The organism is Streptomyces flaveolus, assembly GCF_044765825.1.
In the GTDB taxonomy this organism is placed as follows: Bacteria; Actinomycetota; Actinomycetes; order Streptomycetales; family Streptomycetaceae; genus Streptomyces; species Streptomyces flaveolus.
This window is the reverse complement of the sequence record NZ_JBIWKU010000001.1, coordinates 1,078,277-1,090,873: the sequence shown is the minus strand read 5'-3', so window position 1 is coordinate 1,090,873 and position 12,597 is coordinate 1,078,277. Positions and strand designations below refer to the sequence as shown.

Below are 12,597 nucleotides of genomic sequence, written 5' to 3'. Positions count from 1 at the left end.
GTCCCTTCGCGCGGGCGCCCGCGATCGCTTGGGACGAAGCCTTCTCTCCGCGGTCCCCCACCGCGGACTTCCCCCACCGCCACACGAGCACGTCGGCCAGTACTGGAGGCATCCTCGCACCTGCCACTGACAACGCGCCCGCCCACCACCGCCAAATGATCTTGATTGGTCGGCTCTGCCCGTAAAAATGCCTGACGGACGGCCTGCCGATGATCGAGGAGTGACCGCTTGAGATCGGTCACGTCCGGGCCCGGCAACCAAGGGACCGGGTGGAGCGTCTTTCCTTCGAACACGCGCCGGAAGCGGAACGTAAGACGCACCGGCGGACCAAAGGGAACCACAGGACGACGACAGCCCGGGCCGCACACCGCGGCACTACAGTGGGTCGGAACAGCCAGCGAGCAACAGGGAGCGCATGACGTGCGGCCGGTAGGCAGCAAGTACCTCCTCGAGGAGCCCCTCGGTCGCGGCGCCACGGGCACCGTCTGGCGAGCCCGCCAGCGGGAGACCGCGGGCGCCGAGGCGGCCGTGGCCGGACAGCCCGGCGAGACCGTCGCGATCAAGGTCCTCAAGGAGGAGCTCGCGAGCGACGCCGACATCGTGATGCGCTTCCTGCGGGAGCGCTCCGTCCTGCTCCGGCTGACCCACCCCAACATCGTCCGGGTCCGTGACCTGGTCGTCGAGGGTGAGCTGCTGGCGCTGGTCATGGACCTCGTCGACGGCCCCGACCTGCACCGCTACCTGCGGGAGAACGGGCCGTTCACCCCGGTCGCCGCCGCTCTGCTCACCGCCCAGATCGCCGACGCGCTCGCCGCCAGCCACGCCGACGGCGTCGTCCACCGCGACCTGAAGCCGGCCAACGTCCTGCTGAAGCAGAACGGCGGCGAGATGCACCCGATGCTCACCGACTTCGGCATCGCCCGCCTGGCCGACTCGCCCGGTCTCACCCGCACCCACGAGTTCGTCGGCACGCCCGCGTACGTCGCCCCGGAGTCCGCCGAGGGCCGCCCGCAGACCTCCGCCGTCGACATCTACGGCGCCGGCATCCTGCTGTACGAGCTGGTCACCGGCCGCCCGCCGTTCTCCGGCGGCTCCGCCCTCGAGGTGCTGCACCAGCACCTGAGCGCCGAGCCGCGCCGCCCCTCCACCGTCCCCGGCCCGCTGTGGACGGTCATCGAGCGCTGCCTGCGCAAGAACCCCGACGAGCGCCCCAGCGCGGAGAACCTCGCCCGCGGCCTGCGCGTCGTCGCCGAGGGCATCGGCGTGCACGCGAACAGCGACCGGATCGGCGCCGCCGAGAACGTCGGCGCGCTCCTCGCCCCCGACCCGGCCCCCGCGCCGGTGCCCGGCGCCCCAGGCGCCGCCGATCCGACGCAGGTCCTCCCGCAGAACCCGAACGGCGCCTACGACCCGAACGGCGCCACCAGCGTCCTGCCGCACACCGGCAGCCCCGCGGGCGCCGCCGACCCCACCGCCGTACTGCCCAACCGCGGCGCGGCCGACCCGACCGCCGTGATGCCGCCGGTGCCGCCGGGACAGTCGGGCGGGCCCGAGGATCCCCACCCCTGGCAGAACCAGCTGCGCGCCGCCCGCGACCGCAACGAGCAGACGCAGGTGCAGTACCTCGACCCGAACGAGGACCCGCTGCGCCGCCGCCCCCAGCGGCAGGTCGCCCGACCGCAGCAGCAGCCGCGCCCCCAGCAGCACCAGCCCCAGCAGCCGCCGCAGGGCTACGGCTATCCGCAGCAGCCCCAGCCGCAGCGGTACGCCACGCCCCAGCCCCAGCAGCCCCAGCCGCAGCGCTACGCCCCGCCGCCCGCGCCCGAGCCTCAGCCGCCCCGGCGGGAGCCCCGGCCGCCGCGGCAGCGCAGCGCCAACCCGATGCGCATCCCCGGACTCGGCTGCCTCAAGGGATGCCTGGTCACCCTCGTCATCCTGTTCGTGGCCGGCTGGCTGATCTGGGAGCTGAGCCCGCTCCAGGACTGGATCGGCACCGGCAAGGGCTACTGGGACCAGCTCAGCGACTGGTTCAGCACCGTGACCGGCTGGATCGGGGATCTGGGCGGCTCGGGCGGCAACTGACCTTCCGGCGGGCCGCGCGACCCCGACTCTGGAGATTTGTCGACAACTGGCGGGTGATTTCCGCCTCCGCGGTGAAGGCCGGCTCTCGGGACGCGTAGTTTTGTGCGCAACACGCGTCGGTAGGAGCAGTCTTGGCACGGAAGATCGGCAGCCGGTACACCGCCCACCAGATCCTCGGGCGGGGCAGCGCCGGCACGGTGTGGCTGGGCGAGGGGCCCGAGGGCCCCGTCGCGATCAAGCTGCTGCGCGAGGACCTGGCGTCCGACCAGGAACTCGTCTCACGCTTCGTCCAGGAGCGCACCGCCCTGCTCGGCCTGGAGCACCCCCACGTCGTCTCCGTGCGCGACCTGGTCGTCGACGGCAACGACCTCGCGCTGGTCATGGACCTGGTCCGCGGCACGGATCTGCGCACCCGCCTCGACCGGGAGCGGCGCCTGGCGCCCGAGGCCGCCGTGGCCATCGTCGCCGACGTCGCCGACGGCCTGGCCGCCGCGCACGCCGCCGGGGTCGTGCACCGCGACGTCAAGCCCGAGAACGTGCTGCTGGACATGCAGGGACCGCTCGGCCCCGGCGGCTCGCACCCCGCGCTGCTGACCGACTTCGGTGTGGCCAAGCTCATCGACACCCCCCGGCGCACCCGCGCCACGAAGATCATCGGCACTCCCGACTACCTGGCCCCGGAGATCGTCGAGGGCCTGCCGCCGCGGGCCTCGGTCGACATCTACGCCCTGGCCACGGTCCTGTACGAGCTGCTCGCCGGCTTCACGCCCTTCGGCGGCGGCCACCCCGGCGCGGTCCTGCGCCGCCACGTCACCGAGACCGTTGTCCCCCTCCCCGGCATCCCGGACGAGCTGTGGCAGCTCCTCGTGCAGTGCCTGGCCAAGGCGCCGGCCTCCCGGCTGCGCGCCTCCGAGCTGGGCGTCCGGCTGCGCGAGCTGCTGCCGATGCTGGCCGGGATGGCGCCGCTGGACGTGGACGAGCCCGACGCGGACCAGGAGGAGGACGAGCCCGAGGAGGCCGCCGCCTCGCCCGCGCCCGCCGGCCGGCCGGTCCGGCGCCGGGGGGCGGTGCCGCTGGTGCCGGGCGCGAAGCCGGCCGACTCCAACCGCGACACGCACACCTCCATGCGCGTACCGGCCCCCGACGAGCTGGCCGGCGGCGCCCGCGGCACCGCCCGGGCCCCGCGCGCGTCCGGCGCCCCCCGCCCCGGCTCGGCCCGCAACCGCGCCGCCGCACGGCGTCGCCGGCTCGCGCTGGGCGCGGGCACGGTCGCCCTGGTCGCGGCGATCGGCGTCGGTACCTGGCTGGCCACGAGCGGTGACGAGGGCGGCGCGGGCCCCCAGGACACGCGGAACTCGGCACCGGCCTCTCCGTGAGGCCGGACACGCCGCCACCGCCGCCGTCCGCCACGGCCCGGCGTGGACCGCCCGGCGGAGCCGTTACGCTGGATGCGTGGCAGTCGTCGATGTATCCGAAGAGCTGAAGTCCCTCTCCTCGACCATGGAGTCGATCGAGGCCGTCCTGGACCTCGACAAGCTGAGGGCAGACATCGCCGTGCTCGAGGAGCAGGCGGCAGCGCCCTCCCTGTGGGACAACCCGGACGAGGCGCAGAAGATCACCAGCAAGCTCTCCCACCTCCAGGCCGAGGTGCGGAAGGCAGAGGCCCTGCGCGGCCGGATCGACGATCTCGCCGTGCTCTTCGAGATGGCCGAGGAGGAGGACGACCCCGACACCCGCGCGGAGGCCGAGTCCGAGCTCACGGCCGTGAAGAAGGCGCTGGACGAGATGGAGGTCCGCACCCTGCTCTCGGGCGAGTACGACGCGCGTGAGGCGCTCGTCAACATCCGCGCCGAGGCCGGTGGCGTGGACGCCGCCGACTTCGCGGAGAAGCTCCAGCGCATGTACCTGCGCTGGGCCGAGCAGCACGGCTACAAGACCGAGATCTACGAGACGTCGTACGCCGAAGAGGCCGGCATCAAGTCGACCACCTTCGCCGTGCAGGTGCCGTACGCCTACGGCACCCTCTCCGTCGAGCAGGGCACCCACCGCCTGGTGCGCATCTCGCCCTTCGACAACCAGGGGCGCCGCCAGACCTCCTTCGCGGGCGTCGAGATCCTCCCCGTGGTCGAGCAGACCGACCACATCGAGATCGACGAGTCCGAGCTGCGCGTGGACGTGTACCGGTCCTCCGGCCCCGGCGGCCAGGGCGTCAACACCACCGACTCGGCGGTGCGCCTGACCCACCTCCCCACCGGCATCGTCGTCTCCTGCCAGAACGAGCGCTCCCAGATCCAGAACAAGGCCACGGCGATGAACGTCCTCCAGGCCAAGCTGCTGGAGCGGCGCCGCCAGGAGGAGCAGGCCAAGATGGACGCCCTCAAGGGCGACGGCGGCAACTCCTGGGGCAACCAGATGCGTTCGTACGTGCTGCACCCCTACCAGATGGTCAAGGACCTGCGCACCGAGCACGAAGTGGGCAACCCCGAGGCCGTGTTCAACGGCGAGATCGACGGCTTCCTCGAGGCCGGAATTCGCTGGCGCAAGCAGCAGGAGAAGTAGCGGAAGGAATCCGCACCGCTTTGTCGACAAGGCAACTGCCGCCTCACGGGCGGCGGTTGCCTTTTCTTCGTCGGCGATGTCCGGGTTTTACATCACACTCACACCCTTTGTGTCCGGCATACGTTCCTTACCAGGACATCGCGTACGCAATGACCTTGACGATGCTTTGAACATTCGCAAGGGTGAGGCGCGGCATGCGTATTTCTGGGGCGCATGTGAACCGGGGGACTTCGCTTCAGCGCTACCAACCCCCCGTCGATCACGGCCCCTGGCGCCGCCTCACCGACGATTTCAGCTACTGGGGGTAGCAACCATATGACCAAGAAGACGCGGATCCGTGTCGCACGCATAGCGGCCGGTGCCGTGATCGCGGCCGGTGCCTCGCTGACCGCCGCGGGCGCGGCCTCGGCGCTCGAGATCGGTGTCAGCGCGAGCGCCGACGACCAGGGTCTCGGGTTCGGCCTGAGCGTCACCGGCGGCGAGGACGAGGACCCGTCGACCCCGCCGACCACCATCCCCGAGGACCCCGAGGACCCCGAGACGCCTCCGACCCAGGAGCCGCCCACGGAGGAGCCTCCGACCGAGGAGCCGCCCACCGAGGAGCCCCCGACCGAGGAGCCTCCGACCGAAGAACCGCCCACCGAGGAGCCCCCGACCGGGACCCCGTCCACCGACCCCACCGAGGCCCCCGGTAACGGCAACGGCAACGGGAACGGGAACGGCAATGGAAACGGGAACGGCAACGGTGGCGGTGGCAACAACACCAACCCCGACGGCGGCTCCAACGCCTCCACCCAGGAGCAGGGCTCCTCGGCCCTGACCGAGACCGGCGAACAGGCCCAGGCCTCCGACACCTCTGCCCAGGGCAGCGGTGAGGAGCTCGCCGAGACCGGTGCGGCGGAGACCACGTTCCTGCTGATCGGTGCCGCCACGATGATCGCCGGCGGCATCGGCTTCCGCGTCCTCCCGCGCATGATGGGCGGCCGCGGCGGCGCCGCCGCCTGACGGCAGCGCCTGCGCACAGCGCGTACACACAGGGGCCCGGAGCGCAACCGCTCCGGGCCCCTGTCGTGTCTTTGCGGGCTCTACACCGTCTGGTGGGCCAGCAGCGCCACCGCCGCCACCAGGACCGCCAGCAGGGCGATCAGCGCCATCGGATTCAGCCCCGAGAGGAAGTTGTCCTGCTGCAGCCGCTCGCGGTTCGCGCGGCACACCGGGCACCGGCCCTCGCTCACGGGCGCCGCGCAGTTCGCGCACACCAACCGGTCGTACGTCATGCGCCTCGCCCTCCTTGCAACCGGTTCACTCACCACAACGCCCACGAAGCCGTGAACGTTCCCCTTCCACTGTGCCAGGTTCCGGGGGTCCCTGCGCGCGGTCCCGGTGGGGCGGTGGCCGGGACAAAACGCGCAACTACCGCGCAACCCCGACCGGTGACTGCGGTCGGCTCCCCGGTTCGCGTATGGTCACGCTCATCTACCCCCGGCGACCCGTGGTGCATCCGTGATCCGATTCGACAACGTCTCCAAGGTCTACCCCAAGCAGAACCACCCAGCCCTCAGGGATGTCTCCCTGGAGGTCGAGAAGGGCGAGTTCGTCTTCCTCGTGGGGTCCTCCGGCTCCGGAAAGTCCACCTTCCTGCGGCTGATCCTCCGCGAGGAGCGGTGCAGCCACGGGCAGGTGCACGTTCTGGGCAAGGACCTCGCGCGCCTGTCCAACTGGAAGGTGCCGCAGATGCGGCGCCAGCTGGGGACGGTGTTCCAGGACTTCCGCCTGCTGCCGAACAAGACGGTCGGCGAGAACGTCGCCTTCGCCCAGGAGGTCATCGGCAAGTCCCGCGGCGAGATCCGCAAGTCCGTGCCGCAGGTGCTCGACCTCGTCGGGCTCGGCGGCAAGGAGGACCGCAGGCCGGGCGAGCTGTCCGGCGGTGAGCAGCAGCGCGTCGCCATCGCGCGCGCCTTCGTCAACCGCCCCAAGCTGCTGATCGCCGACGAGCCCACCGGCAACCTCGACCCGCAGACCTCCGTCGGCATCATGAAGCTGCTCGACCGCATCAACCGGACGGGCACCACCGTGGTGATGGCCACGCACGACCAGAACATCGTGGACCAGATGCGCAAGCGCGTCATCGAGCTGGAGAAGGGTCGCCTCGTCCGCGACCAGGCGCGCGGCGTCTACGGCTACCAGCACTGAGACCGCAGACCGCACCGGCTTCCACGGAAAGGCTCAACCACTCGCCATGCGCGCCCAGTTCGTGCTCTCGGAGATCGGCGTCGGTCTCCGCCGCAACCTGACCATGACCTTCGCGGTCATCGTCTCCGTCGCCCTGTCCCTGGCCCTGTTCGGCGGCTCGCTCCTGATGAGCGACCAGGTCAACACCATGAAGGGCTACTGGTACGACAAGGTCAACGTCACGGTCTACCTCTGCAACAAGAGCGACGCCAAGTCCGACCCGGCCTGTGCCAAGGGCGCGGTGACCGAGGACCAGAAGAAGCAGATCCTGGCCGACCTCGACGAGATGAACGTCGTCGAGAAGGTGACGTACGAGTCGCAGGACGAGGCGTACAAGCACTACAAGGAGCAGTTCGGCGACTCGCCGCTGGCCAGCTCGCTCACGCCGGACCAGATGCAGGAGTCGTACCGCGTCAAGCTGAAGGACCCGGAGAAGTACCAGGTCATCGCGACCGCCTTCGACGGCCGGGACGGCGTGCAGTCCGTGGCGGACCAACGCAGCACCCTGGACAACCTCTTCGAGCTTCTCAACGGCATGAACTGGGCCGCGCGGGCGGTGATGGCGCTGATGCTGGTCGTCGCGCTGATGCTGATCGTCAACACGGTCCGCGTCTCGGCGTTCAGCCGCCGGCGCGAGACCGGCATCATGCGGCTGGTCGGCGCCTCGGGCTTCTACATCCAGGCGCCGTTCATCATGGAGGCGGCGGTCGCCGGGCTGATCGGCGGCGCGGTCGCCTGCGCCTTCCTGGTGACCGCGCGGTACTTCATCATCGACCACGGGCTCGCGCTGTCCGACAAGTTGGCGCTGATCGACTTCATCGGCTGGGACGCCCTGCTGACGAAGCTCCCGCTCATCCTGGCCACCAGTCTGCTGATGCCCGCGCTGGCCGCGTTCTTCGCGTTGCGCAAGTACTTGAAGGTGTGACGCATGCCAAGGGGGCCGAACGGTCAAGCGACCGTTCGGCCCCCTCGCGTTGTCCTAGACTCACCGGCATGTCAGGTCGTGACCTGTTCTGTCAGCCCCGCCGCGCACGCCACGGGGCCGCCCTGACCTTGGTGTTCGCGAGCGTACTCGTCACCGGGGCGGCCACCGGATCGTTCCCGGCGTCCGACCGGAAGTCCACGTCGGACGCGGCCCGTTCGGCCGCACCCGCCGGGCATCACGAGGACGTGGCCCGCGCGGCGGCGGAGGCGATGGCCGACGGCAAGTCCCCGGTGGAGGCCGCCGAACGCGCCGTCAGCCGCAGCGGGGACCGCTGGGGAGCCGTCTACTCCCAGAGCGAGTACGAGGAGTTGGAGGAGGCCCTCGACGGCCAGTACACCGGCGTCGGCCTCTCCGCGCGCCGCGAGCGCGACGGCCGCATCGAGGTGACCAGGGTGCGCTCCGGGTCGCCCGCCGCCGACGCCGGGGTCCGCGAGGGCGACCGGCTGCGCAGCGTCGACGGCGAGCGGGTCGACGGGCGCCCGGTCACCGAGGTCGTCTCGATACTGCGCGGCGACGCCGAGGAGGACCCCGCCGGCACCGCCGTCCGGCTCGGCCTGGAGCGCGGCACGCGGGCGTGGACCCAGACGGTCCGCCGGGCCAGGCTGTCCACGGACCCCGTGACCGTCCGCACGCACGCCGACGGTGTCACCGTCGTCAAGGTCACCTCCTTCACCAAGGGCGTCGGCCGGCAGGTGTGCGCCGCCGTGGAGCGGGTGCCGTCCGGCGCAGGCGTCGTCCTCGACCTGCGCGGCAACTCCGGCGGACTGGTCGCCGAGGCCGTCACCGCCGCCTCCGCCTTCCTCGACGGCGGCCTCGTCGCCACCTACGACGTCGACGGCGACCAGCGCGCCCTGCACGCCGAACCCGGCGGCGACACCACCAGACCCCTGGTCACGCTCGTCGACGGCGGCACCATGAGCGCGGCCGAACTCCTCACCGGAGCCCTCCAGGACCGCGGACGGGCGGTCGTCATCGGCTCCCGCACCTTCGGCAAGGGCTCGGTGCAGATGCCGAGCCGGCTCCCCGGCGGCTCGGTCGCCGAGCTGACCGTCGGGCACTACCGCACCCCCTCCGGCCGCGGCGTCGACGGCACCGGCATCACACCCGACCTGGACGTCGACCCGACGGACCCGGCCGCCCTGGAACGGGCGCGGACCGTGCTCAGCGGACTGGGACGGTAGGCCCCGCCCCGTCCGGCCCCGCCCCGCCCCGCGTAAATCGGCTTCCCGCGGACCCCCTCCGTAGTGCCAAAATGGGCTGCACTATGGCTAAGGAAAAAGGGCGCAAGCTGATCGCGCAGAACAAGAAGGCGCGGCACGACTACCAGATCCTCGACACCTACGAGGCCGGACTGGTCCTCACCGGGACCGAGGTGAAGTCACTGCGCCAGGGGCGGGCGTCGCTGGTCGACGGCTTCGTGCAGCTGGACGGGCACGAGGCCTGGCTGCACAACGTGCACGTGCCGGAGTACAGCCAGGGCACCTGGACCAACCACAGCGCCCGCCGCAAGCGGAAGCTGCTGCTGCACCGCGTGGAGATCGACAAGCTGGAGTCGAAGTCCCAGGAGACCGGGCACACGATCGTGCCCCTCGCCCTGTACTTCAAGGACGGCCGCGCCAAGGTGGAGATCGCGCTGGCACGCGGCAAGAAGGAGTACGACAAGCGTCAGACCCTGCGCGAGAAGCAGGACCGGCGCGAGGCGGAGCGGACGATCTCCGCGATCCGCCGCAAGCAGCGGGCCTGACCCCGGGGGAATAGGCTGGCACCCTCGTGCGTTGGTCACGTACGATGGGCCCTGCACCGCCTGGACGGTGCGGGTTTTGAAAACACAACATGGGGATGATCGGTTTCGACAGCGGCTGTCGAAGCAGGGGAAGCGTGTCGAGGAAGCGGCCATGATCTCGTAAACCACAGGCCGAAAAAAATAATCGCCAACTCCAAGCGCGATTCCTCCCAGCAGGCCTTCGCCCTCGCTGCCTGATCTCAGGTAGCGAAGCGAGCCTCCTACAAAGGGAGTGTCAGCCCGGGGCTGTTCCCGACCCGGATCCTGGCATCAGCTAGGGGACTAAACCTTGATCCCGGTCACGGGGTGAAGAGGGAAATCAAACAGTGACTGAGCCCGTCGGAGACTTGTCCGCGTGATCTCCGGGGCTGAGAAAATCGAAGCGGACTGCACACGGAGAAGCCCTGATTCCACACCGTTGGACGCGGGTTCGATTCCCGCCATCTCCACAATTCCCATGTGGGCCGAGGCCCCGTCGCTCCCGAGCGGCGGGGCCTTCGTCATGCCCGGGCGACGGCCGGGCGGGACCGGCGGGGGAGGGCCGACAGGGTGAGCAGCAGGGCGAGCGCGGCCGCGGTGACCGGCACGCCGTAGCCGGCCGTGGGCGACACGTGCTCCACCGTCCAGCCGCCCGCCGCGCTGCCGCAGGCGATGCCGCCGAGCAGACCGGTCACCGCGAGGGTCATGCCCTCGTTCAGCCGGCCCTCGGGGGTGCGGTGCTGGACCAGCGTCATCGTCGTGACCATCGTCGGGGCCGTCGCCATCCCGGCGGCCAGCAGCGTGAGCGCCAGCAGCGGCAGCGAGCCGGTGAGGGACGCGGCCAGCAGGGGCAGCGTCATCAGGGCCGTCATCGCGGCCACACACCACGGCAGGCGGACCTCGGCCGGCCCGGCCGGCTTCAGCGCGCCGTACAGCAGGCCCGCCGCGCAGGAACCGGCCGCCTGGAGCGCCAGGACCACCCCGGCCGCCGAACGGTGCCCCTGTGCGTCCGCGAAGGCGATCGTGACGACCTCCATCGCGCCGAACACCGCGCCCGTAGCCAGGCACATCGCCAGCAGCGGCGGTATGCCGGGCGCGCGGAACGGCGCCTTCGCGGCGGGGCGCGGCCGGGCCGGCGGTTCCGTCGCGCGCTGGGCGGCGAACAGCAGGATGCCGGTCACCAGCAGGACGACACCGGTCAGCGTGCCCGCCTCCGGGAACACCGCGGTGCACAGGAAGGCCGCGAGGACCGGCCCGAGCATGTAGCAGAGCTCGTCCGTGGCCTGCTCGAAGGAGTTCGCCGTGTGCAGGGCGCCGGCGTCGCCCTTCAGCAGATGGGCCCAGCGGGCGCGGGCCATGCCGCCGGTGTTGGGCGTCGTGGCGGTGGCGGTGTACGCGGTGAACAGGGTCCAGTCGGGGGCTCCGGAGCGCACGCACAGCACCAGCGCGAGAGAGCCGAGCGCCGCGAACAGCGTCGCCGGGACCGCCACCCGGGCCTGGCCGTGCCGGTCCACGAGCCGCGCGGTCCACGGCGCGACCAGTGCGGTCGCCGCCAGCCCGGTCGCGGTGACGGCACCGGCGAGGGCGTACGAGCCGCGGGTGCCGGCGATCATCACGACCGCGCTGACGCTGAACATGCCCATGGGCAGCCGGGCGATGAGATTCCCGATCGTGAACGCGCGGGCGCCGGGCACGGACAGCAGGCGCCGGTACGGGCCTGGCGGCCGGCGCGGGGTGCGCGGGGTGCGTCGGGTGCGCGGGCGGAAGTCGGCGGCGACCAGGGCGTCGGCGGTGACGGTGAGAAAGGGGGCCTGGGGGCAGGGGTGTTCAGGAGTCGGTTGCGGCATGCACCCACCGTCGCCCGCGGGCGATCACGGGGTCCAACACCTTCTCCGTACGCATTCACGCACTCCCGTTGTAAATTCGCCGGATGCCCGCACCCGCCCACCTCGATCCGCGCCTCCTGCGCGCCTTCGTCACCGTCGCCGAGGACCTGCACTTCACCCGCGCCGCGGCCCGTCTGTACGTCGCCCAGCAGGCGCTCAGCCGGGATGTGCGGCGCCTGGAACGCGAGCTGGGCGCCGAGCTGTTCGTCCGGTCCACCCGGCAGGTGACGCTGACGGCCGACGGCGAGCGGCTGCTGCCGTACGCCCGCCGCGTGCTCCAGGCGCAGGACGACCTCCTCTCCGCCTTCGGCCAGGCCCGCCCGCTGCTGGTCGACCTCAACTCGCCCGGCCTGGTCACCGGACGCCTGGTCCTGGAGCGGGCCCGCCGCCTCGCACCCGAGCTGGAACTCATGGCCCGCTACGAGAGCGGCCTGACCGGCGCCGCCGCGGAACTGCTCGCGGGCCGGCTGGACGCCTCGTTCGGCCGGTTCGCGGGCCTCCCCCCGGCGCTGCGGGCGGGACTCGGCCACCAGCCGGTCCGCTACGAGCCCATGGCGGTCGTCCTGCCCGAGGACCACCCCCTGGCCCCGCTGCCCGAGGTGCCGCTCGCCGCGCTGGCGGGCGAGACCGTGTACGCCGGGGCCGGCAACCCGCGGACGCCGGAGTGGACCGACCTGGGAACCCGCCTGTTCGAGGGGCGCGGCATCGCCGTGGCGCCACCCCTTCCGCTGGCCATCGGGGACGAGGAATTCCAGCGGATCATGGACAAGACGCGCAATCCGATCCTCGCCGTGGTGAGCTTTCCGGCCATGGCCTCGACCGTGGTGCGCCCGCTCGTCGATCCCGTCCCGCTGTCGCCGGTTTCACTGGTCTGGCGAAAGGGGCTGGCGCACCCCGCCTTCGACGCGCTGCGCCGGGCCGCGGCCCAGGTCGCGGCCGAAAACGGGTGGCTCCACCGGCCCGCAGAGGCGTGGCTTCCGGCCAGTGACGCCGCTGTGATGTCCGTCCATTAACCGACACGCGGCAACCACACGTCCTCCGCGTGCGCTACATTCTTGCCCTGAGCACGGTGTGGTACAGGGGGCGCTCGA

11 protein-coding genes and 1 other RNA gene are annotated in these 12,597 nt (G+C 71.6%); 10 read left to right on the top strand and 2 right to left on the bottom strand.

What is annotated here, in order from left to right; all coding sequences use genetic code 11:
* Positions 1-420 precede the first annotated feature (420 nt).
* The 4 genes from ACIRG6_RS04880 to ACIRG6_RS04865 all read left to right on the top strand — a co-directional run bounded on the left by ACIRG6_RS04880 (position 421) and on the right by ACIRG6_RS04865 (position 5,646).
* Positions 421-2,082, top strand: coding sequence for a serine/threonine-protein kinase (locus tag ACIRG6_RS04880; protein ID WP_318213072.1), 1,662 nt, complete (start codon positions 421-423; stop codon positions 2,080-2,082).
* Between the two features lie 131 nt (positions 2,083-2,213).
* Positions 2,214-3,458, top strand: coding sequence for a serine/threonine-protein kinase (locus ACIRG6_RS04875; protein WP_365021190.1), 1,245 nt, complete (start codon positions 2,214-2,216; stop codon positions 3,456-3,458).
* Between the two features lie 76 nt (positions 3,459-3,534).
* Entirely contained in the window at positions 3,535-4,641 is a 1,107-nt protein-coding gene (gene prfB / locus ACIRG6_RS04870; protein ID WP_225638024.1) for a peptide chain release factor 2, read from the top strand.
* A gap of 315 nt (positions 4,642-4,956) precedes the next feature.
* Positions 4,957-5,646 carry a hypothetical protein gene (locus ACIRG6_RS04865; protein WP_403320715.1) on the top strand — a complete coding sequence of 230 codons (690 nt, stop codon included), beginning with the start codon at positions 4,957-4,959 and terminating at the stop codon, positions 5,644-5,646.
* Between the two features lie 80 nt (positions 5,647-5,726).
* On the opposite strand, the gene ACIRG6_RS04860 is transcribed toward ACIRG6_RS04865, so the two are convergent.
* On the bottom strand, positions 5,727-5,918 hold the full coding sequence (locus ACIRG6_RS04860) for a hypothetical protein (RefSeq protein ID WP_225638027.1): 192 nt from the start codon (positions 5,916-5,918) through the stop codon (positions 5,727-5,729).
* Between the two features lie 226 nt (positions 5,919-6,144).
* Between ACIRG6_RS04860 and ftsE the strand changes: the two genes are divergently transcribed.
* The 5 genes from ftsE (at position 6,145) to ssrA (ending at position 10,093) form a co-directional block, all read left to right on the top strand.
* A complete protein-coding gene (gene ftsE / locus ACIRG6_RS04855; RefSeq protein WP_239766276.1) occupies positions 6,145-6,834 on the top strand; it encodes a cell division ATP-binding protein FtsE in 690 nt (229 codons plus the stop codon).
* 46 nt (positions 6,835-6,880) lie between these two features.
* The gene (gene ftsX, locus ACIRG6_RS04850) at positions 6,881-7,798 is read left to right on the top strand and encodes a permease-like cell division protein FtsX (RefSeq protein WP_189231039.1); all 918 of its coding nucleotides are present in this window, start codon (positions 6,881-6,883) and stop codon (positions 7,796-7,798) included.
* A gap of 68 nt (positions 7,799-7,866) precedes the next feature.
* Positions 7,867-9,039, top strand: coding sequence for a S41 family peptidase (locus ACIRG6_RS04845; protein ID WP_364674974.1), 1,173 nt, complete (start codon positions 7,867-7,869; stop codon positions 9,037-9,039).
* A gap of 83 nt (positions 9,040-9,122) precedes the next feature.
* On the top strand, positions 9,123-9,602 hold the full coding sequence (gene smpB, locus ACIRG6_RS04840; protein WP_189231037.1) for an SsrA-binding protein SmpB: 480 nt from the start codon (positions 9,123-9,125) through the stop codon (positions 9,600-9,602).
* A 91-nt stretch (positions 9,603-9,693) separates the two neighbouring features.
* Positions 9,694-10,093: a transfer-messenger RNA gene (ssrA, locus tag ACIRG6_RS04835) on the top strand.
* Positions 10,094-10,141: 48 nt separating this feature from the next.
* Here ssrA and ACIRG6_RS04830 read toward each other — a convergent pair.
* Complete coding sequence (locus ACIRG6_RS04830; protein ID WP_403320712.1) at positions 10,142-11,467, bottom strand: MFS transporter; 1,326 nt, start codon at positions 11,465-11,467, stop codon at positions 10,142-10,144.
* Between the two features lie 83 nt (positions 11,468-11,550).
* Between ACIRG6_RS04830 and ACIRG6_RS04825 the strand changes: the two genes are divergently transcribed.
* Positions 11,551-12,519 carry a LysR family transcriptional regulator gene (locus ACIRG6_RS04825; protein WP_403320710.1) on the top strand — a complete coding sequence of 323 codons (969 nt, stop codon included), beginning with the start codon at positions 11,551-11,553 and terminating at the stop codon, positions 12,517-12,519.
* The last annotated feature ends 78 nt before the right edge of the window (positions 12,520-12,597 follow it).